The sequence below is a fragment of the Pseudoscardovia suis genome (assembly GCF_002797875.1).
GTDB classification, from domain to species: domain Bacteria; phylum Actinomycetota; class Actinomycetes; order Actinomycetales; family Bifidobacteriaceae; genus Pseudoscardovia; species Pseudoscardovia suis.
This window is the reverse complement of the sequence record NZ_PGFC01000002.1, coordinates 148,466-170,961: the sequence shown is the minus strand read 5'-3', so window position 1 is coordinate 170,961 and position 22,496 is coordinate 148,466. Positions and strand designations below refer to the sequence as shown.

The window sequence follows — 22,496 nt, the reverse complement described above, 5'->3', positions numbered from 1 at the left end:
TAGCAAAGAAAATAAACATAGCACAATCCATTACCTTTACCAAAGGTACCACACTCTCCTGTACGCGGGAAAGGCACTTCAGGTCGCTCTTTCTCAGCTCTCAGCAAAACAGAAGGAGCTACCTTGCAAGCGTTCAATCCACGTGCTGAATCACCGCTCGCCGAATCACCGCTCGCTTAATCACACTTCGCTGACTGTGACGAGCGCCTTGATGACGCGGCGGGCATCCATGTCGGCGTAAGCCTGCGGCACTTCGTCAATCGTATAGGTGTTCGTGAAGACGCGACCAGGATGGATGTTTCCGCTCAGCACTTCCCGCAGCAAACGCTGGCGCGCGTAGGTGCGCACAGGCGCGGGGCCGCCTTTGATGCCTATGTTGCGGTAGAAGGTCGCCTCAGCCGGAAGTTGCACCCCGTGGGGCAGCCCCACGCGCCCAATCACGGCACCCGGACGCCCCACTTTCAGCGCAGTGTCGAACGACTGGGCGGAACCAACGCATTCCAGCACCGCGTCAGCCCCGGCACCGGTCAGTTCCATCACCCGCGCAACGGCGTCATCGCCACGCTCCGGCACGATGTCGGTGGCTCCGAATTCGCGCGCGATTGCGGCACGATTTTCATGGCGGCTCATCGCAATAATGCGCGACGCCCCCAGCAGTTTGGCAGACAGCACACCGCACAGGCCAACGGCGCCATCGCCAAACACAACAGCCGTGTATCCAGACGTGACTTCCGCGCTGACCGCCGCATGGTAGCCCGTGCCCATCACGTCAGAAAGGGTCAGCAAATCAGCAAGCATTTCATCGCTGAATGCCTTCGAGCTTGCAGGCGCGCCGGGAATGTCGCCTGCCGCAAGCGCTTGGGAAACGTTGACAATAGTCCCATTGGCGTGAGGCACCCGCAAGTATTCGCTCTGGCACCCTTCGCCCTCGGCACCACCGCCGAAATACCCGCCGTTAAGGCAGCTGGATTCAAAACCCGCCTTGCATGCCGCACATTCACCGCAGCTGATGGGGAATGGCACAATGACAAAATCACCCACCGCCGCCACCGTCACATCCGCACCGACCTGAGTGACAACGCCGATGGATTCATGGCCAATCGGAGTGCCTGGCGTGTTGACATCCTTGCTGCGGTATGGCCACAGATCCGACCCGCACACGCATGTGCGCACAACGCGAATCACTGCATCCTCCGGCGTTTGAGGCTCGGGGATGGGACGTTCCTCCACGCGCACATCGCGCGGCCCGTAATAAATCGTTGATTTCATCGTCGTCTTTGACATTGCAATCACTTCCTTGTTTACTGCAGCGTCTTTCGCAGCGTCTTTCATGCGCCGCAACCGGATTGACCGCGAGCGTAAATCGCACCATAAGCATAATCCATGCATGGCATTCACCGCATTTGGATACAGTATGAGTATGCGTAAAAGGAAGCAAACCCTGATCATCGTCGCCGTTGCGGCGGTGCTTCTCGTGGCATTCAGCCTGTTGGGGCGCATTATCGCGCCTTCATGGCAGCCGGTGGATTCCACCGCGACCGTCGCGCTTGATAGCTCCGACACGTCTATTGCAGCCAACAACGCAGTGAATGCCGCCATTGGCACTTATGACGTGGACGAGCTGACCGTGACCGTGCATGTGGGGGACGGTGTGACCGTGAATGCCATCGTGCGCACGCCGCGGCAACCGCAATGGCCTGACGCCGAGCACCCTCGGCTTCCCAGCGAAATCCCCGGGTGCATGTTCATCACCGGGGCCGGTCTGGCGAAGGCCACCGACGTGTATGGCGACCTCGCGTGGGACATGGCTTCCGCAGGCGTGGCGACAATCGTGCCGGACAAGCGCATGGACAATTATTCATGGCAGCATCGCGATTACGTGCAGATGGCACACGATTACGAACAATCCCTCGATGTGCTTGAGAATTGGGTGGGCATCGGCGATGGCGTAGACGCCGTGCACGTCAGCAAAACGAATGTCGGCCTGTACGCGGAATCGGAAGGCACCTGGATCACGCCCATCATCGCCAGCGAGCGCAGCGACGTCAGCTTCTCCATCATGACGTCCGCCCCGGTGTTCACGCCACGTGAGCAAATGACGTATGCGATGGATGATTACTTCCGCAAACTCAACGTGCCATTCCCCACAAACCACATCATCAGTCGTCTCACGACGCTTGACATGGGCTCGATCGGTCCCAATTACGGCGATTTTGACGTGACCCCGTACCTCAAGGCGCAAACACAGCCCACGCTGTTCATCTACGGCACGAACGACCTGTCGATGCCCACGATCGAAGCGCCAGCAACCGCTCGCAGCCTCATGGCGGATGCTGGCAACACGAACACGCTGCTGCGCTATTACAAAGGCGCCAATCATCAAATGCGCGTGGGCGACGCCAAAGCAGAGAAATCGCTACCTCTTGCCGAGAATTTTGAACGAGACATCACCAATTTCGCTCTTGATGCGCAGGACTCCACCACGCAGGGATGGGCGACCGCCATGACCGCCGGCGACGACACCCCATGGCAAGCGAGCGCCGTCATGACGGATTTATCGGAGAACGGCGTGGGCGGCGGCATGGTGCATTCGGTCGACCGCCTTGCCGTGCTGCAGGTAGGGGCGTTGCTGCTGCTCATCGTGTGCGGGCTCACCGTGCCCGCCCTGCATGCTTCGCGCAAGAAACACATACACCGTGAAATGGCCGTGGCGCAGCTTGCGGCGAATTGCTCCCCCGACAGCGCCGAAACCGGCAATGTCGTTGTCAAATACGACGAACTCGCCAAGGAATCGCGCCGCCGCCCCGGCTTCGCCCCCGGCATGGCAACAAGGTTGTGGACGCTGGGTGCACTGACATTCGCCACCACACTCGCATGGCTGGGATACATCGTGTATGTGGCACTCGGCGTGTTCGGCCTCACTGCGAACTCCACCGTGATGACCGTGTGGCAGGATGCTGTGCGCGTGCTCGCTGTGCTGTGCACGATAGCGTTCGCTGCGCTGCTCGTCACGATGACGCAGACCGCGGTGCGCCACCGCAAGAACCCGTGGAAGGCACGCCCCGCCGTCGCGGGCATCGGTCACTATGTGTGGATTGCCGTTTACGCGCTCGCGATAATCCTCAGCTTCTTCATGTTCATGTTCTGGGACATCTTCCTTGTTTGATTACCCCGTCTGCGGCGGGCCTCACCCTGGCGCAGACACGGCAATCCCCGAATGCAGCGCACCGCACCGCCTGGAACCCATACATCCGCCGGGGCACACCTGAAAACGAAAAGGCTCTGTGGGCGGCACCGAAACCAGCGCCGCTCACAGAGCCTGATGGCGGACAGGGCGAGATTCGAACTCGCGGGGCTTACGCCCAACGGTTTTCAAGACCGTCTCCTTAGACCGCTCGGACACCTGTCCATGATTGTCTTGCAATCCCACCGGATGCACACCGGCAAGCGCAAAACACGTATTGATTATACACAGCGCCACGCGGAACTCAGTACGACGACTCTGTTCGCTTCATCATCTGCTCATTTCGCTTACCTCGCTTACCGCTGTCGTCGCCATCGTCGCCCATCGCCATCGTCGCCCGTCACATGGCGCCTGATAGCCCGTGCGAATCATGCGGATGCATACTCACCGCCGTGCAGACGCTTGAGGGCAGAGATATCACTGGGCGTCAGGGGTTGCATCACTCCCGTCACATCACCTTCAGGCAGCTCAGGCACGCGTACGATCAGCCCGCGATGGTCGAGGCCAAAGCGCACGCACCGCGTCTGCCCCAAGATGTCGCCATCCACTTCCACGGTTTGCGGCGTGTTAAGCGTCACCGTCGCCTCGATGCCTTGGAATTGCTCGACCGTGGAGCTCACGCTGAACGGGCTCTGCTTGGCCTTCTTCACCACGGTCTGGTGCACCACGTCACCGAAGAGATTCATCCAGCCGATCATGCCGCCGCTGGTGTCTATCATCTCGAAATCAAGCAGCCCATCGTCGAACAGCGCTTCGGGCATGAGCGAAAAGCCAGGAATCTGCCCACAATTGCCGGCCATGACCGTGCGGAACTCCAGGTCAGGCTGTGCATGCACGCGCCCCTTGGAATCCACCAGCTGCACGGTCCCCTTCACCTTGGGCTGGAACAAATGCTTGACCGCGCCCACGAAGTACGCCATCCAACTGATACTTTTCTTGAGCTCGGGATCGGTGTCGTCGATCATGTCGGCGTCGAAACCCACGCCTGCCACAATCAGGAAGCGATGCTTGAATTCAGGATTCGGCGAATCCAGCATTTGCAGGTATCCGGCATCCACCGTGCGTGAACCATGCGACGTGGCGACCGCCATCGCCGCCTCAAGGTCGCCCAGCGGCACGCCGATATTGCGGGCAAACAGGTTGCCGGTGCCGATGGGCACGATTCCCATGGCGCGGCCGCTGCCAGCCATGGTTTGCGCCACGGTGCGCACGGTGCCATCGCCGCCACAGGCAACCACCACTTGGGCGCCGCGGTCCAACGCCTCCTGAGCACACACCGAACCATCCTTGTCGAGCTTCGTGTCGATGAAAATGGGGTCGGTGATGCCATGGTCGGCGCAATATTCCTGGATGAAGGTGCGGGTCATCTCCGCGCCGGGCTTCGACGGATTGACGATGAAAGCGTAGGATCCGCGGGTGTCATCAGCACGGCTTTGGGCGGCTTTCGCCACACGTCGGCGTCGCAAAGCTCGAACAAGAAGCACCACGGCGACCACTGCGACGATGCAGATTGCGATGGGCACGATGACATTCCAAGGACTGGGCATACCTATTATTGTGCACTCAACCTGCGGTTTGACCAAACAATCGGAATAATTTTCATAGAATTTGCCCATATTATGCTGACAATTTCTGCTGACAATGCGCGATTCTTGCGCTCCATGCGCATAAGGCTACCGCGACCGTTCCACCGCTCGTTCAGACTCCCTCCCATGTCGGGCAAACACGATAACTTGGAGTCATGCTTGATATCAATTTCATTCGCGAACATGCGGATATCGTCAAGGATTCCCAGCGTAAGCGCGGAGAGTCCGTGGAGCTCGTCGACGAAGTCCTCTCCTCCGACGAAGCCCGCCGTGAATCGCTGCGCCAGTTCGAGGCAGCGCGCGCCGAGCAAAAGGAAATGGGTAAGAAGGTCGCTTCCGCCCCCGCCGATCAGAAGGCCGCCATCATCGCTCAGACGAAGGAACTCTCTGCGAAGGTCTCCGAATACAAGGAAGCCGCTGACAAGGCGTCCGCGGAATACACGACCGCGATGTGGAAGCTGTCCAACATCGTGGAGCCTGAGGCTCCTGAGGGCGGCGAGGATGATTACGTCGTCGTCAAGAAGGTCGGCACGATCCGTGATTTCGCCGCCGAAGGTTTCGAGCCCAAGAACCATCTTGAGCTGGGCGAAGGCGTAGCGGGAATCGACATGAAGCGCGGCGTGAAGGTTTCCGGATCGCGCTTCTACTTCCTGCGTGGCGATGTGGCCCGCATGGAGATCGCCATGCTCACGATGGCGGTTGACCAAGCGGTGGAGCATGGCTTCATCCCGACGATTACCCCGACGCTGGTGCGCCCCGAGGCAATGGCGGGCACCGGCTTCCTGAACTCCCACGCAGACGAGATTTACCGTCTGCGCGAGCCCGATGACCAGTATCTCGTCGGCACGTCCGAAGTGGCTCTCGCCGGCATGCACGCCGATGAGATCCTTGACCTGTCCAAGGGGCCGCTGCGCTACTGCGGTTGGTCCAGCTGCTATCGCCGCGAGGCTGGCGCAGCCGGCAAGGATACGATGGGCATCATCCGTGTGCACCAGTTCGACAAAGTGGAGATGTTCGTCTACTGCAAGCAGGAGGATTCCCGCGACCAGCATCAGCAGCTGCTTGCCATGGAGCAGGAGATGCTGGGCAAGGTCGAGGTCCCCTATCGCATCATCGACACCGCCGCAGGCGATCTGGGCGCATCCGCTGCCCGCAAGTTCGATTGCGAGGCATGGGTGCCTACGCAGAACCGCTACCGCGAGCTGACGTCCACGTCGAACTGCACCGAATACCAAGCACGCCGCCTCAACATCCGCGAGCGCACCGAGGACGGCACCCGTCCGGTCGCCACGCTTAACGGCACGCTTGCAACCACCCGTTGGCTCGTTGCAATCCTTGAGAACCACCAGAATCCGGATGGCTCCATCGATGTGCCGAAGGCCATGCGTCCCTACATGGGCGGCCTTGAGGTCATCGAACCCCACGCATGGGAAGCGTGAGATAAACAGGCGCCGCATTCACTGTCTTGTTGCCGTCTGACGATTGCAGATAGCAACAAGACAGTGAATGGATATGGTGAGGCCCCGGGGCGTTAAGGTCCCGGGGCCTCACCATATCCATATCCGTCCGATGCCGCCGATGCCGTCAGCGCTTCTGTCACCAACGCAGCTGGCATTTGCAGCCAGCCGTCAGCGCAGCAGCGCATCGGGACATCAGAGCATCAGAGCATCAGGGCATGCCTCACAGCAGGTCGAGCAGCGTCGGGTCGGCCAGCGCGATGACAGCCTTGCGGGCATCCTCTGCCGTGCGGGCGTCGAGCGCGTAGGCGGCCATCTGCTGGCACGTGCTGAAGTCGTGCAAACGCAGGGCGGCGCGCACAGCGTTGACCTTGGTGGGGGCCATCGACAGCGACTGCACGCCAAGTCCAGCGAGCACCAGAGCCATGAGCGGATCACCACCGGCTTCGCCGCACACACCCACATGCTTGCCGGTCGCAGCGCCACCGTCGCACGCGGCCTTGATCATGTGAAGCACCGCAGGCTGCCACGGAGTGAGCAGGTTGGCGAGCTCACCGTTCAAGCGGTCGGCTGCCATTGTGTACTGCGACAGATCGTTCGTGCCGATGGAGCAGAAGTCCACGACCGACAGAATCTGTGCGGAGCGAATTGCAGCAGCCGGCACCTCGACCATGACACCCACCTTGGGCAGGCCATAGGAGCGCGCCTTGGTGGCGAACCATTCGGCCTCATCCACGGTGGAGACCATCGGGGCCATGACCCACAGGTCGCCGCCGGTCGCCTTGTAAGCGTTGGCGAGCGCCTGCAGCTGGGTGTCGAGCAGGTCAACACGGCGCATGCCGAGGCGCAGACCGCGCACACCAAGGGCCGGATTGTCCTCATGCTCCTGGTTGGCGAACTTGAGCGGCTTGTCGGCGCCGGCGTCGAGCGTGCGCACCACAACGTGACGATCCTTGCCAAAGGCATTGAGGACCTTCGTGTAGGTGTCGGTCTGCTCTTCGACGGTCGGAGCTTCGTCGCGGCCGAGGAAGAGGAACTCGGAACGGAACAGGCCGGAGCCTTCGAGGTCGAACTTCGCGGCGTTGAGAGCGTCATCCACGGTGCCGATGTTGGCGAGCAATGCCACGCGGTGGCCATCACGGGTGGAGCCTTGGCCGCTGGAGCCGGCGAGCGCGCGAGCGCGGCGCTCGGCACGGTCCTTGAGCTGGGAGACTTCCTCATCCGTCGGGGAGACGATGACTTCGCCCACACCACCATCGAGGGCCACGGTGTCGTCAGGAGCGATGGCGTCAAGCGCGCCCTTCGTCTTGACGGAGCAGGGGATGCCGAGCTGCGCGGCAAGGATTGCCGTGTGGCTCGTGGGACCGCCCTCTTGGGTGATGATGCCCAGCACGCTGCCCGGGTGGAGCGTCGCGGTCTCGGCAGGAGCCAGGTCGCGAGCGACCACAATCACCGGGGTCGTGATGTCGGGCACACCCGGTGCGGGCAGGCCACGCAGCTGTGCGATGAGACGATCACGCACATCGTTGACGTCCGTCACACGCTCGGCGAAGTAACCGCCCAGCTTGGCGAGTTTGGCAGCGTAATCGCTGGCAGCACCCGCCACTGCGTGGGTCATGCCGTCGCCAGCCTTGAGGCGCTTGACGATGTTCTTGTACAAGCCCTTGTCCGCAGCCATCTGAGCGGTTGCGCCCAGCACACCCTTGGACTTTTCGTCGGTTGCCTTGTCGGCACGCGCCTTGAGCTGCGCCACGACGGCATCACGCGCCTCGTCGAGCTTGGCAACTGCCGCATCGACATCGGTGCACTTGGGCTCCGCTTCGTCCACGCCGGGGGCTTCCGCAACGAAAGCGACCGGACCGGAAGCGGTGCCTGCGCACACGCCAATGCCATGAAGAACCTTGTGTTCGCTAGTCATGTTGCGCCGTCCGTTTACTCCGCGTCCAGGTCGCGGGTCAGCATCTGGGCGAGCTCATCCATGGCTGCGTCTGCAGAATCATCGTCGGTGGAAATGGTGACGGTGTCGCCGCCCTTGACGCCGAGCGTCATGATTTCCAGAGCGCTGGAGGCGTCGGCTTCCTCGCCGTTGAACTCCATCGTCACGTCGATGCCCTTGTCATCCACTGCCTGAGCGAACAGAGCCGCCGGACGAGCGTGAAGGCCAACGGAAGCACCGATAACAGCAGTACGAGTAATCATGAGGGTTCCTTTCATAAGGCTGGCGATTGCCAGCGTCCCATCGCACGCCAAGTGGGGTGCGATCCAGCGCGGCGCATTCCCCTGCGCCAGCGCCAAAATCTATGTGGTTTGTTCAGTTATGCAATGTTCACCGTTGCATCGTCCCGGCCATGGACTCATGCATGTTCGCAACACGGGTGTTATGCCCGCGATGGTCATGTCAACCGAATCAATGTCCGGTTTTCCATGTGTGACATGGTCTCATGCCCGATTCATCGCCTCACGCACGCGGCGGTTACCCACCGGCGACGGCATCAACACCGACCTGCCGAAGGCGACCTCAGCGAGACGCCTTCGCGTCCCCGACGACCCTCGCGATATGAAGCGTCATGTATGACTCTTCGTCAGCCGAAAGCTCAGAGCCGAGCCTCAGCCCTATCACGGCCGCACAGTCATCGGCGCATCGCAGCGCCTCGGGGAAGGATTCCCGAATGGCCTCCACGACCGGTGATGGTTCTTCATGAAGCTGCTTGCCTTGGTAAATCCGCACGAACAGGTAACGCATATGAGTGATGAACCTCGCTACGTTGACTGAACTGCGATCAAGGCGCACGCCAAAGCTTTCTTCGATTATCGCGAGCACCTGCTCGATGACTCCCGTCATCTGGTAGGTGTAGGTCAGGTCTCCGTTTGCGAAACCCGAGCTCACAAGATGCAACGCAATTGCAACCGCCTCCTGCGCAGGAATCGGATTATCCAGCTGCTTGTTGAGAGCGTCGATGAACGCTTTTCCCTGGGCGTATTCGCCGGGATACAGGTTCTCGACTTCTCCTTGCAGCGGATATTCCACGTTGATTCCCCGCTCCTGACGCTGGATGGCACCCTCCGTGTGATCGGCGAGCGCCACCACGAGCGACGGACTGTCCTGCGCCATCTGCTGCAATCCTGCAGGTGCGAGGCTGTCGGAGACGATTTGAATTATCTCGGGCGGAATCCCTGCCAGCATCTGTGCGACGTGGTCGGGGTCGCGCCCTTGGGAAGGCACGAAGGTGCGAATGACCTTGTTCATGTCGACCAGATCACCCGGCCGGGCTTGGAATCCCAAGCCGCGACCGGTGAGGATCACTTCCTCGTCTGATCCAGTCCTGTGGGCAAGCACCACGTTGTTGTTGAACACACGTAGCACCTTCATGTCTTCATGCTGTTGACCTACCATCTTCCCTGCACTTCCTTGGACAGGCCGCGCATGGAATCCGGATGGGTCAACCGATTTCAATGCGCGATGTCAATCACGGCATCGCCAGCGGCGACATCGATGCCGGTGTGCGGCGTGACGGCGGCGAGCTTCTTGGTGTTCGTCACGGTCATCACGGTCACGGTCGGGTGACCGGCTGCAGCAACCTTGTCGAAATCAACGGTGGCAAGGAGATCACCGGCATTGACACGCTGCCCTTTCGTGACCGCGACGGTGAATCCCTCTCCGTTCATCTTAACCGTATCGATGCCGATGTGCACAAGCACCTCAACACCATCATCGGTCTTGATGCCGTAGGCATGGCCCGTCTTGGCAACGGTCTTGAGCACGCCAGCCACCGGGGCGACGACCTTCGAATCCTTCGGGTCAGCAATGCCCAGGCCTTCGCCCAGTGCCTTCGACGAGAAGACCGCGTCACCGGTCTCCTCCAAGGTGACGGCATGGCCGGCAATCGGAGCGAGGATCTCGTTCGTCGCAACTGCAGCGTCCTGAGCCGGAGCGGCCTTGGGAGCAGCCTTCACAGCAGTGGCAGTCGCAGCTGGAGCTGCGGCGGGAGCGGCACCGGATGCCTTGGACTGCTCGCGAGCGATGCGTGCATGGGCTTCGGCCTTCTGCTCCGGGGTGCGGTAGTCAAGCGTGGCAACGAGCACTGCAGAGACCACGAATGCGATAGCGATGGAGATGGCGTAGACCCACATCTGGTTGAACACCGGGATGGTGAGCAGCGAGGTGAAGGCGAATGCCGTGGTCGTCACGCCGCGCACAACCTGGCCGTTGGCGAGCGTCGCCGGGAAGAGCCAGCCGAGGATGGCGATGCTGAGACCGCCTGCGAAGCAGCCGACGAGCATGCGCTTGTACACGTTCTTGTAACGAAGGTGGATGCCGTAGAGGGAAGGCTCGGAGACACCGCCGAGCAGGCCGGCAGCGAGAGCGCCGCCTGCGGTTTCTTTCATCTGCGTGTCCTTTTCGCGGATGGCGATGATGAGCACGCCGAGCGTGGCGCCGAAGCAGGCGAAGTTCCAGGTGCCCATCGGGCCTTGGATGAAGTCGTAGCCCATCGTGTCGATGTTCATGAGCATCAGGGCGTTAAGCGGCCAATGCAGACCCAGCGGCACGAGGAACGGATACAGCATAGGAATGAGGATTGCGAACACGAACGGTGCGTTGGTGTTCATCCATGCGAGGCCGATGCCCAAGCCATTGCCCAGCCACACGCCGATCGGGCCAATGATGAAAGCGGTGATCGGGATCATGACGAGCATGGAGAGGAACGGCACGAACACGAGTTGCACGGAGTTGGGGATGATGCGCTGCAGGCCCTTGTAAATCAGGGCGAGCACGGCGACCATGAGCAACGGCACGAACACGTTGCCGGAGTAGTCGTTGAGCTGCATCGTGATGCCGAACACCTGCGTGGTGCACGAATCGGTGCCCAGAGTGGAGTTCGTCACGCAGTTGAGCGCGGACTGAGCGGCATTCTGCCCGTCAGTCGTGGAGAATATGGACGCGTACTTGACCGGGTCAGCCAACGCCAAGAACTCGGGGGTCATAACAGCGCCCATGATGGCGGCGCCCACCCACGGATCCACCTTGAGCTTCTTGGCGCCGTTGTAAGCGATCATGATCGGCAGGAAGTAGAACACGCCGCGGTACATCGCCCTGCAGAACAGCATCGTCGGAGACTGTGTCTCGTTGCTGACCACATGGCATGCGATGAGCACATTGATGATGGCGATGATGAGCGATGCGCCCAGAAGCACGCCGATGATCGGGCGGAACGAATCGGAGAGGAACTCGAAGAACGAATCCACCCACTTGTTCTTGCCCTTGGTCTTGGCGCGTTCCTGCGCCTTGACCTGATCGTTCGTCAGCTCGCTGTCAGCGTCGTCCTCGACTTCGCCGCCCTTGACATTCGCCATTTCAGGCAGCGACATGATCTCGTCGTAGAACTGCTCGACGCCACCGCCGATGACGACCTGCAACGCGGTGTCCGACTGCTTGACAACAGCCAGCACCCCCTTGGTTGCCTCCAGCGCCGGCACATCGACCTTGTCAGTGCTGCCCAACGTGAAACGAAGTCGGGTAGCGCAATGCGTGAGCATCTTGATGTTGTTTACACCGCCGACGCCCTTGACTATCGCCTTCGCAGATTCCTGGTTCTTGCCCATGTGAATCTCCCTTGACTTAAATGGGACGGGGCAGGGAAACCGGCTAAAAAACAAAAAGACCTGGGATGCGCACGATGCTTCGAATGCTACGAAGACACCACAAAGCCAATGTCTCGCAAGCAATGCCGAATGGCGTTGCTTGAAGCACAATGCTTCGCGCGTCCCAGGTCTTGCCTCTGGCCGAGTAACAACCCTGTCATTTAACACCGTTAAGATACAACAGATTTCAACGACGTGCAAACCCTTCGGATGCTCCGACGAAGAACCGTTCTAAAACCGCCAAAGCGCGTCCTCTCACCGACGGCAAGCGGCGTGTCGCATCGCGCCGCGTTGCACCGCGCCACAACGCTGTTCCCAAGCGTGCCGTGTCGCGCTACGTCATGGAATCGTGGCAAACTTAGAAGTATGGTTGCAAAGAATGCGGGATTGCCCGCCACCGAAAAAGATCTGATCAATGTCGACGAGGTCATCGGCAAGTACTATGACCTCGTCCCCGACGTGAATGTGCCTGAGCAGCGCGTGAGCTTCGGAACCTCGGGCCACCGCGGTTCCTCCCTCAAGACGTCGTTCAACGAAGCGCATATCGTCACCATCGCCCAAGCCATTGCGGAAAACCGCAAGGCCGCAGGCATCACCGGCCCGCTCTATATCGGCCGCGACACGCATGCGCTGTCCCTGCCGGCATGGAAGACCGCCATTGAGGTGCTCGTCGCCAACGGCGTGCGCGTGCGCATCGATTCCCGTGACGACTTCACCCCGACCCCGGTCGTGTCGCAGGCCATCCTGACCCACAACCGCGCGGCCGATGGCACGCAGCGCTTCGAAGGCGACGACATCGCCGATGGCATCGTCGTCACGCCTTCCCACAACCCGCCCACCGACGGCGGCTTCAAGTACGATCCGCCGACCGGCGGCCCAGCACCGGCAGAGACCACGAATTGGATCGCCAACCGCGCCAACGAGCTGCTCCCCGGCTGGAAGTCCATCAAGCGCGTCCCGTTCGAGCAGGCCATCAACTCCGACCTCATCGAGAAGTTCGACTTCCGTCAGCACTACGTCGAGGACCTCGGCAACGTCATCGATTTCGACGTGATCAAGTCCTCCGGCGTGCGCCTGGGCATCGATCCGCTCGGCGGCGCGTCCGTCAACTACTGGCCTCTCGTCAATGAGATCTACGGCACCACGATCGAGGTCGTGCGCCCGCAGGTCGATCCGACGTGGCGCTTCATGACCATCGACCACGACGGCAAGATCCGCATGGATCCGTCCTCCCCGTACGCAATGAAGGGACTCGTGGACTCCCTCAACAACGGCGCATGGGACAAGTACGACCTCGTGGGCGGCACCGATCCTGACGCTGACCGCCACGGCATCGTGTGCCCGAACTGGGGCGTCATGAACCCGAACCACTACATCGCAGTGGTTGTCGAATACCTGTTCGGCAAGGATAAGAACGGCAACCCGAACCGTCCGGATTGGCCCAAGGGCACGGGCATCGGCAAGACGCTCGTCTCCTCCTCGCTGATCGACCGCGTGGCCGCTTCCATCGGCGCCAAGCTCGTCGAGGTGCCGGTCGGCTTCAAGTGGTTCGTGGATCCGCTGTTCACCGGCGAGGTCGCGTTCGGCGGCGAAGAGAGCTCCGGCATGAGCTTCCTGCGCAAGGACGGCCGCGTGTGGACTACCGATAAGGATGGTCTGATCCCCGACCTGCTGGCCGCAGAGATCACCGCAAAGACCGGCAAGAACCCGGCCGAACTGCACAAGGACCAGGTCGCCCGCTTTGGCGAAAGCTGGTACAAGCGCATCGACACCCCGACCACGCTTGAGCAGAAGCAGAAGTTCGCCAAGCTCAACGGCGACGACGTGACCGCCACGACGCTGGGCGGCGAGGACATCACCGCGAAGCTCACCAAGGCCCCGGGCAACAACGCCCCGATCGGCGGCATCAAGGTGACGACGAAGAACAACTGGTTCGCCGCTCGTCCTTCCGGCACCGAGAACATCTACAAGGTCTACGCCGAGTCCTTCGACTCCCCCGAGACGCTTGACAAGGTGCTCGAAGAAGCCACCCAGGTGGTCGACAAGGCGCTTGCCGACTAGTACGTGCGCATGCACAGGATTCACACGTCGCTGGCATAGCCAAGGCCGGTGAATCCCGCAGCAAGGTACGCAAGAGGCGGTCCTCCGATTCCGGAGGGCCGCCTCTTGTTGTATGAAGTCTGCGATGCGATGCTTACTGCACCACGGCATCCTCGGTGACAATGACCTCGGTTTCCACAGCTGCACTCTCCACCGCCGCCACGGAGGACCTGCGGGCAGAGGCAACCGCGAAAAGCTCCTCGATGTGAGCAAGCTCCTGAGAGCTCATCTTGCCACGCGTCGCCAGGGAAATGACTACATACACAGCAAGGTTCACGATCATGCCCACCACGCCAGACGTGAGGCTTCCCAGCGCCGCAATGTCATCAGGGTAGATGACGGTGAGAACTGCCGCCACGGCAAAACCGGAAATCATGCCAGCGAGCGCACCATACTTGTTACCGAACTTGCAGAAGATACCGAAAAACAGCGGCACTGCAATCTGCACAATGCCTTGATACGACAACTGCGCCAGCAACTGCAAGCGTGACATGCCGTTCGTGAAATACGCAAGCACGGCGGAGACAAGCACGAACACGACCATGCAAATCTTGGACACGCGAGTCTTGGCAGCATCGTCGAGGTGCACGCGGTTGCCAATGATATCGTTGGCAATCTGCGTTCCTGCTGCCTGCACGCTACCGTCGATGTGACCGATGGAACCAGCGAAAATCATGACGAGTCCCAGACCGAGCAACCATACACCACCATACTGCTGGAGCAGCGTTGTCCAGCCGGACTGGGGATTTGCCGCCACTTCGGGGATATGCGCCGCGGCAAGCATCACGAGCGTGAGCAACGCGTAGAAACCGCCAGCGATGATAATGGCGCGGTTCGTGGACTTCTTGACAGCGCGCACGTTATTAGCCGTGTAGATGCGCACGAAACTCATCGGCCAGCACAGTGCGCCCACAACACCAGTGAACACCTGGCAGAACAGGTACCACGGGCCATAGGAGCCGCCGTCGCCAGGCACCTTGAGCAGGTCGGCGGAAATCGTTGACAGATCGCCCCAGTTCGCGGGCGAAGAAGGCGCCACGAGCAGGTAGACGCATACGATTGCGGCAAGCACATAAGCGAATAGCCCCTGATACATGTCGGTGTAGATGAGGCCACGCATGCCCATCTGCACGGTCCAGATTTGACGGACCAGAATGACCAGCAGACCGGCGCCCAAGCACACGGGCAGTGCCCAGCTGCCGCGTGAAGCGATGTGGAACACGGTGGCGAGCGCCTGCATGCCTAGAATCGTCCACGGCAAGATGGCGATGGCACCGATGATGGATGTGACGACGCCCACTGCCTTGGATGAATAGCGCAGGCGCATGAGGTCAGGTTGGGTAACGAGATTGTATTGCTTGCCCCAGCGCCACGCCCGTGTCGCGACAAAATACATAAACGCCAGACCGAGGGTGGAATACGCGAGTCCATAGAATCCGAAGACGCCAGAGGCTACGGTGAGGCCGGCGAACGAGATGAATACGGTGCCCGGCCACCACGAATTCACGTAGCACATGGCTACGTACCATGGGCCGAAGGATCGGCCGGCGACCGCATAGTCATTGAATGTACGGGAGTTCTTATTGGTGATGAAAAGAATCAAAATGATGCCAGCGAAAAACAATGCCAGCATGCCAAACATGATTGCCATGATGTGTCACTTCCTCTCAGTTGATGTTGCCGCTAGTGGCACCTGCAGCAGCGGTGATAGTTCCGGATGTCGGTGGGAGCGTTGCGTTGTCTGCGGGAGCGTCTTCCTCAGGATCGACCTCCCCGCGCACATCCTCGACCCAATAGAGCAGTCCCATGATGGCGAGCAGGGCGAAGAAGTCGAAAAACCAGTACCAGACCGACATCGGCGCACCCAAGAACAGTGCGGTGCGGCCGCTCCCCCACAGGTAGAGTGGTGGCAGAACGGCGAATGCCAAAACGATGGTGTACAGGACTGCGAAAACCATAATCTTGGTCTTCGCCGTCCATGAACGAATGAATTCCTTCATGATGATGACCCTTCCCTCTGCGGCCGTGCGACCGACCTGTGGCAGACAGCGTCTGCACAAGGCATGGCTTGCGCAAGGCCCCAGAGTCGAGTGTGTAAATGGATGATTAGTGGATGGATAGGTGAATCAGATGAATTCTTTGACTTTTGGCCAATCCAGCTGGTTCTTGTATGTGTACGCACGCATCAGTTTCCAGATGCCGTACTTCCAGTAGTCGAATTGCACAGTGCGTACGACGGAGTTGATAATTCCCCACAAGCCCCATTTGATGTCGCCGATGACACGGGCAGCGCGAACACGGGCGAGATGACGCTCGTCGACCGCACCAAAGTATTCCTCAAGCAGTGGCAACATGTCTTCATCGTCGTAGAACATCTCAGCAATGAAAAGCGCCACTTCACAACTTTCTTCGTTGTTGCCGCAGAAATCGAAATCGATGATACGCATCTGGTGATCTTTGACCATGAAATTGCCTGGCATGGGATCGTTGTGACAAGGCACGATGTCAAGCCCAGACGCCAGAAACCGTGCTTTGACATCGTGGTACTCATCAATCAACCCATTCACCCACGAAGGCACATCGATGGAATGCTCCCGAAGCTGATCCAGATGAAGATCAATCTGATCGAACAGGGTGTTTGTGTTCGTGAACTGCTCCCCTCCGTGGAGCTTGCGGTAGATATCCATCGCCTGCAGCCCCTCTTCCTGGGTTCTCAGAGATGTGGTGGTGCAGGTGCGCCAGCCGTCGAGGAATTCGGTGATCTCCACACCGCTGTCGGGATCGAACTCATATACTGCGGCACCAATCCCTAGATCGGAGGCACGCAGTGTACCGGCATCCACATTGCTGCGGTCAATAAAGCCGGTTCCTTGGCCAGGAACTTTGAGGAAATATGGCGTTCCCTGGGCATCGATGACCTTCCAATTCTCGTTGGTCAACCCTCCGCTCATCGGCTTGGCGGTCACCGTCTGTCCTTGCCATATCGTGGCATCCTCGATGGCAGCGAGCACATCCTGAGGTACCACGACGTATTGCGAGTGGCGTACGCGATCTTCAGTCACCATCGGTGTATGTGATGGGGCGGCTTCCTGCAGCGTCTTCCCGTCGTCAGCAGCCGCCGTTCCCGATTGTGCCAAAGGCTGGTAGATCTTCACGTTCATCTCAAACTCCTTTCATGCAAAGTGAACCCCGTATGATTGCCGATTCACAGGCTGTTGAGCCATTCCGCTGGTCCGGTCGGTAGCAGCAGCTGGTTATTGGCTTTGACAAGTCGCCACAAGCCGTATTTGGCAAAATCAATCTGAGGGGTATCCGTCGTGGCGCTGCGCCACAAGCCAATGAGTGCCCAATACAGGTCGCCGAGGATTCCGAAAACTTGTGCGACGGGCAGCGCCGATGATGGCAGCCCCAAGCCGTTAATCAGCATGGAGGGCACACCGCAGAAGGGCCCGACTTCGGAGAGCACGGAACCGGCCTCTTCCAATGGATCCATGACGCCACTCACCGTCCAGCCACACAGCAGGGGCTGTGCCACGTCGCCGGGGCGAATCTGGGGATTGAGGAGCACATTCGATGCCGCGCCATCGCCATGGCATGGCACAGCCGGCTCATGAAATTCATCCACGCGGCGGATGAAGGGATCGAGTCGCTTGAGCAGGCGGTCCACGTCCCTTGGCATACGCTTGCCGGTGTGGCGGTACAGGTCACGCATACCGAACACGTCTTCGATGAGGTCACGTTCCATGACCTCATGCCCTTGTGGGATCGTGAGCTCATGCACGCGCCGGTGCTGTTCAAGCACAGCCCACAGCACATACGGGTCGCGCAACTCATCGAGCTTCGCATTGCGCCATGTGCTAGGGAGCTTGCGCATGATGATTTCGTCTTCACCCACCGAGATGACCTGCGGTGAGATACCCGCATTGCCGGCAATCTGCATCATCGTGGCGATGCTCTCAAACGGCGAAGCGTAGGGGCGGCTTTCCTTAGTGAACACGCGACGCAACACGGCAGCGCCATCCGCGGATGTGCCTTCGGTAAAGATTCCATCGCCGCCCACCCAGCTGGGGGTGATGTCTGTTTCTTTAACGTCGCCCCACGTCCAGATCTGGTTCGCAGGCACCGCCTTTGCAACCGTCTGTTTCACAGCGACTTCCGCCGCAGTTGTTGTCTCTGTGGCTATTTCCTTCACTGCCATGTCATTCGTTGCCATCAGGTGCCTCCTCGAACGTCGGGAACTCCATGTCGAACCCACGAGTGGATTCCAGCACGCCAGCGAGTGCCAATACTCCGGCGTCATCGAAGCGCCGCCCCACCACCTGCACGTCAATCGGCAGGTGGGTCGCTTCGTCCATCGTCTCGCAATACACGGCGGCTGGCTGGGTTGTCTGGTTCCACCACGCGGTGAACTGAGTGTGGTGAAGCAATTCCGTATCGTCGCCTGGACCAGGCGATTCCGCAGGGAAACCGACAACAGGGATCACCGGAGTGACGAGATAGTCGAACTGCTCAATGGCTTTCTGGATGCGCGCAACCGTGACCAACAAACCGTTCATTGCATCCTCGTAGTCAGCCATGGAGAGCCATTCAGCTTCCTTAACCCATTCGGCGACCAGCCCCAACACCGCCTCGGGATGCCGAGAGCCGCGAATCTCCGCTGCTGCATGCGCTTTGAATACACGATCCGCGTTATCGAAATCCGCATCGGTGAGACTCAACGAAATCGGCTCCACAATGCACCCCATGTCGTTGAGCCTACGGGCTGCCGCCTCGACGGCTGCCACAATCTGCGGTCCAGGCGCTACGCCATACCCCATGTCAAGCAGCATGCCGACTCGCGGAGCACGCGCCAACACCTGCTGCGCCGGGATCGGCACGAATCTGCCGGGCAGGCACCAAGGGTCGCTTGCCGACTGTTGACCAACAACGGCCAGACCTTCGATAACATCAGCCACCGTGCGCGCCAACACACCGGATGATCGCATGACACTTGCCGGCGAATAGGCGATGCGCCCTTGGGTCGGCTTGATTGCAGCAAGTCCGCAATGCGCGGCGGGAAGTCGCACAGACCCCGCAATATCGGTGCCCAAACCGAATGTCGCCAGTCCACTGGCGAGCGCGGCGCCCACGCCGGAGCTCGAGCCACCGGGGCTCATGCGCACATCCCACGGATTGCGCACGATGCCGAATTGGGAACTGATGCCGCTGGCAAGCATTCCCATGTCGGGCATCGTGCCCTTCGCAATGACAATGGCGCCGGCCTCTTCTAACCGTTCGATTGGCTCGGAGGAGAACGCCGAGACCGGGTCGCCGTCATGGATGGCGCTGCCATGCCAGCGCGGAAACCCCGCGACATGGTAACTGTCTTTGACAATCACCGGAACACCGTCCAGTGGCCCCTTGGGCTTGCCTGCCGCATACCGCTTGTCGCTTTCCTTGGCTTGGTCGGGGGCATGGGAGTTGAGCACGCTGATGGCATTCGTGGCCTTCGCTACGGATTGTGCATATTGCTGATGGGCAGCAATCACCGCACTCGGTTTGAGATCGCCTTTGAGATATGCCGCTCGGCACTGACTGACGCTGAGCATGAACTGTCTCCTTCCGTTTCTGCCGCTGTATTGGTCCGCTGTATGGGAATGTGGAGGATGAATGAACCGCCGAACTTGGTGCCGGTAGGTTTCAAAGCTTTCGATGCCATTGTGAGTTTGATGAATGTTCGACATCACGGCGCAGCGTTACACCGCAGTAAATTCAGGCGCATGCACGGTTAAGGGCACATTTCAGCACCGCATGAAACCCTTGCGCCGCCACACTTCCCCATCGATGTCACACGTGCAGAAGCGACGACCATTTACGCAAGAACCTCATACCGTTACATCGCGGTAATGCACCGCCGCACGCCCTCCCGCCGCACGTTCTTAGAGTGCAACTGTTGGCGGAACCGCCCGGTCTGCATGGCTCCATCGCTTATGAAGCACACGCCTAGTCCCAGGCCCCATGAAACCGGGCATAACCGTTGAGATAGGACACAACACACAGGAAAGAAGCACGTCATGGCAACACGTTCCACAATCATGGATACCAACAGCTTCCGCCCCGAGATGGCGGATGCACTCGACCCCCAGACCCGCAAACTCACCGAGGAACGCGAGGTCCTGGGACCGGCATATCGCTTGTTCTATAGGCACCCCGTTCATCTGTTGAAGGGCAAGGGCAGCCATCTGTGGGACGCAGATGGTGTTGAATACCTCGACGTATACAACAACGTCGCATCCGTGGGGCACTGCCATCCGCGCGTCGTGGAAGCCATAGCGCGCCAAGCCTCGTTGCTCAACACGCACACGCGCTACCTGCACGAGAACATCCTCAATTACGCAACAGACATCCTCTCGACGATGCCTGCTCCCCTCGACCGCGTCATGTTTCAGTGCACTGGATCGGAGGCAAACGATCTCGCGGTACGGGTGGCGCAAGCATACACGGGAGGTGAGGGCGTCATTGTGACGCATGAGGCATACCACGGCAACTCTGCGCTCACATCCAAGCTCTCCCCTGCCTTGGGAACCGCACAAACACTAGGACTCACGATGCGCATGATCCCCACGCCCGACACTTATCGCCTCGTCATCAACGGAAAACCCGCTTCGCAATGCACCGCCGAGGAATTCGGCACCTGGGTGGCGAACGAAGTGCGCAAAGCCGTCGCCGACATGAACCGGCATGGCATCAAGTTCGCCGCATTGCTTGCCGATTCAATCTTCTCATCCGACGGCGTGTACCCTGACCCCGTGGGATACTTGAAGCCGGTCATCGACACCGTCCATGAACTGGGCGGCGTGTGGATTGCCGATGAAGTGCAGCCCGGTTTCACCCGCACCGGCGACGCCTTCTGGGGCTTCGAACGCCAAGGCATCGTACCGGACCTGGTGACGTCCGGCAAACCGATGGCAAATGGCCTTCCCACCTCGCTCATGGCGGCGCGACACGAAGTGCTCGAACCCTTCGCAGGCTCCATACCGTATTTCAACACCTTCGGCGGCAATCCGGTGTGCATGGCAGCGGCGCAAGCGACGCTCGACGTGATGCGCGACGAAGACACAATGAGCAATGCAAAGAAAGTCGGCGCCGTGTTCAAGACCGCCGTGCAGAGCCTGCAAAACGCACACCCATGCATCGGCGATGTTCGTGGGGCCGGTCTTTACATCGGTTGTGAAATCGTGCGCCCCGGCACCACCGACCCCGACCAGAAGGCGGCACTCGACATACTCGAGACGCTGCGCGACAACCATGTACTGACCTCTGTGTGTGGACGATTCGGCAACATCCTTAAGCTGCGCCCACCGCTGGTGTTCAGCGAAGACGACGTGGACTGGTTCATGGACGCGTTCACCAAGACACTCACGACGCTGGGGTTGTAGCGCCTAGGACTCGTTCCATGCCGCCCACGCGCCTGCATGTGTTGTGGGAATGTACTGGAAATTCCCACAACACATTCGACCCATAGCATGCGGAATAGGTAGAGAACAAGGAGCGGCATCATGGGAGACATTCACCTGAACACCACGAAGAAAACCCCAAAGAACACGGCGATGGCGACAACCACGCTGATGGCCACCGCACCAGCCACCACGCTGACGGCCATTACGCCAAGCAAGGCGCCGCCTAAAACGCCAACGGCAACGCCCGCGCAAGAACGCACAGAAATCATCCGACGGATCCGCACCATCATCCGCACCGACCAGCTCATCAGCGGCGAGCGCATCGGCACTGAGCGAGCGCTCGCCGAACGGCTGGGCGTCACGCGGGCGGCATTGCGTTCTGCGCTCGATACGATGGAGCGCAACCATGAAATCGTGCGCCTCATCGGGCGCAAAGGCGGAATCATTGTCTCGGATGGCAAGCTCATTCGCAACATCGACACCATCGAGTCGCTGCCCGCCATCGCCAGACGGCAGGGCTTCACCCTTGACACCACGGTGCTCAACGCCACGCTTACCGTCGCCTCTCCGGTCACGGCCCGCCACCTAGGGCTTGTGGAAGGCACACCGGTATATGCGCTGAGCCGGCTGCGCAAGCTCAGCGGCACGCCACTTTCCTTGGAACAAAGCGCCCTGCCGGCACGCCTCTTCCCCAACATGCTCACAATCCCCAATTTCGGCAAGTCGCTCTACGGAACGCTGCGCAACCAATTCAGCGTGGAGGTAAGCGACGCCGAAGAGAACCTCGACATCCTCGAAGCATCGGAGGAGCATGCAATGCTGCTCAATGTGCCGACCGGCTCGCCACTCGTGCGCATCCGCCGCGATGCCTACACATCGGATGGCACTCCGGTGGAACATGCAGTGGACCTGTTCGTCGCCTCCCGCATCCGTTTCACGCTCAAAGCAACTGGCTACGTGCGTCTTTCAGCCAGTGCCTGACACCAGGGCGTCGGTTCCGTCTGCCGCACGCCATCTGCTGTTGCAGACC

At 60.0% G+C, this 22,496-nt stretch carries 16 protein-coding genes and 1 tRNA gene; 5 read left to right on the top strand and 12 right to left on the bottom strand.

The features are described from left to right. Positions 1–180: 180 nt before the first annotated feature. Positions 181–1,269, bottom strand: a complete 1,089-nt coding sequence (locus CLV65_RS03365; RefSeq protein ID WP_094691406.1) for a zinc-dependent alcohol dehydrogenase family protein — start codon at positions 1,267–1,269, stop codon at positions 181–183. Between the two features lie 145 nt (positions 1,270–1,414). Between CLV65_RS03365 and CLV65_RS03360 the strand changes: the two genes are divergently transcribed. Beyond that, positions 1,415–3,166, top strand: coding sequence for an alpha/beta hydrolase family protein (locus CLV65_RS03360; RefSeq protein WP_157847208.1), 1,752 nt, complete (start codon positions 1,415–1,417; stop codon positions 3,164–3,166). A 157-nt stretch (positions 3,167–3,323) separates the two neighbouring features. On the opposite strand, the gene CLV65_RS03355 is transcribed toward CLV65_RS03360, so the two are convergent. Next, a tRNA-Ser gene (locus tag CLV65_RS03355) sits at positions 3,324–3,409 on the bottom strand. Positions 3,410–3,612: 203 nt separating this feature from the next. Then, entirely contained in the window at positions 3,613–4,791 is a 1,179-nt protein-coding gene (locus CLV65_RS03350; protein WP_094691314.1) for a diacylglycerol/lipid kinase family protein, read from the bottom strand. Positions 4,792–4,985: 194 nt separating this feature from the next. Between CLV65_RS03350 and serS the strand changes: the two genes are divergently transcribed. Beyond that, the gene (serS, locus tag CLV65_RS03345; RefSeq protein WP_094691315.1) at positions 4,986–6,269 is read left to right on the top strand and encodes a serine--tRNA ligase; all 1,284 of its coding nucleotides are present in this window, start codon (positions 4,986–4,988) and stop codon (positions 6,267–6,269) included. 241 nt (positions 6,270–6,510) lie between these two features. Here serS and ptsP read toward each other — a convergent pair whose 3' ends face one another. The 4 genes from ptsP to CLV65_RS03325 form a co-directional block, all read right to left on the bottom strand. Further along, a complete protein-coding gene (gene ptsP / locus CLV65_RS03340; RefSeq protein WP_094691316.1) occupies positions 6,511–8,205 on the bottom strand; it encodes a phosphoenolpyruvate--protein phosphotransferase in 1,695 nt (564 codons plus the stop codon). Positions 8,206–8,219: 14 nt separating this feature from the next. Beyond that, complete coding sequence (locus CLV65_RS03335) at positions 8,220–8,486, bottom strand: HPr family phosphocarrier protein (RefSeq protein ID WP_094691317.1); 267 nt, start codon at positions 8,484–8,486, stop codon at positions 8,220–8,222. Positions 8,487–8,805: 319 nt separating this feature from the next. Next, on the bottom strand, positions 8,806–9,657 hold the full coding sequence (locus CLV65_RS03330) for a PRD domain-containing protein (RefSeq protein WP_094691407.1): 852 nt from the start codon (positions 9,655–9,657) through the stop codon (positions 8,806–8,808). Between the two features lie 80 nt (positions 9,658–9,737). Next, positions 9,738–11,888, bottom strand: coding sequence for a glucose PTS transporter subunit IIA (locus tag CLV65_RS03325; RefSeq protein ID WP_094691318.1), 2,151 nt, complete (start codon positions 11,886–11,888; stop codon positions 9,738–9,740). Positions 11,889–12,293: 405 nt separating this feature from the next. Here CLV65_RS03325 and pgm point away from each other — a divergent pair, with 405 nt between their 5' ends. Further along, a complete protein-coding gene (gene pgm / locus CLV65_RS03320) occupies positions 12,294–13,988 on the top strand; it encodes a phosphoglucomutase (alpha-D-glucose-1,6-bisphosphate-dependent) (RefSeq protein WP_094691319.1) in 1,695 nt (564 codons plus the stop codon). Positions 13,989–14,121: 133 nt separating this feature from the next. Here the strand turns inward: pgm and CLV65_RS03315 are convergent, their stop codons facing one another. From CLV65_RS03315 to CLV65_RS03295, 5 genes are all read right to left on the bottom strand, one after another. Beyond that, complete coding sequence (locus tag CLV65_RS03315) at positions 14,122–15,678, bottom strand: sodium:solute symporter family protein (protein WP_094691320.1); 1,557 nt, start codon at positions 15,676–15,678, stop codon at positions 14,122–14,124. Positions 15,679–15,694: 16 nt separating this feature from the next. Beyond that, a complete protein-coding gene (locus tag CLV65_RS03310; RefSeq protein ID WP_094691321.1) occupies positions 15,695–16,027 on the bottom strand; it encodes a hypothetical protein in 333 nt (110 codons plus the stop codon). A gap of 126 nt (positions 16,028–16,153) precedes the next feature. Continuing rightward, positions 16,154–17,188, bottom strand: coding sequence for a choline/ethanolamine kinase family protein (locus tag CLV65_RS03305; protein WP_094691322.1), 1,035 nt, complete (start codon positions 17,186–17,188; stop codon positions 16,154–16,156). A 44-nt stretch (positions 17,189–17,232) separates the two neighbouring features. Then, positions 17,233–18,240, bottom strand: coding sequence for an aminoglycoside phosphotransferase family protein (locus CLV65_RS03300; protein WP_094691323.1), 1,008 nt, complete (start codon positions 18,238–18,240; stop codon positions 17,233–17,235). Next, positions 18,227–19,615: an amidase gene (locus CLV65_RS03295; protein WP_157847207.1), complete on the bottom strand. Its 1,389-nt coding sequence runs from the start codon at positions 19,613–19,615 to the stop codon at positions 18,227–18,229. The genes CLV65_RS03300 and CLV65_RS03295 overlap by 14 nt, the downstream gene beginning before the upstream one ends. A 465-nt stretch (positions 19,616–20,080) precedes the next feature. Between CLV65_RS03295 and CLV65_RS03290 the strand changes: the two genes are divergently transcribed. Both CLV65_RS03290 and CLV65_RS03285 read left to right on the top strand, forming a co-directional pair. Next, positions 20,081–21,445, top strand: coding sequence for an aspartate aminotransferase family protein (locus CLV65_RS03290; RefSeq protein ID WP_094691325.1), 1,365 nt, complete (start codon positions 20,081–20,083; stop codon positions 21,443–21,445). A 120-nt stretch (positions 21,446–21,565) separates the two neighbouring features. Next, positions 21,566–22,447 carry a GntR family transcriptional regulator gene (locus CLV65_RS03285; RefSeq protein WP_094691326.1) on the top strand — a complete coding sequence of 294 codons (882 nt, stop codon included), beginning with the start codon at positions 21,566–21,568 and terminating at the stop codon, positions 22,445–22,447. Positions 22,448–22,496: the final 49 nt, after the last annotated feature.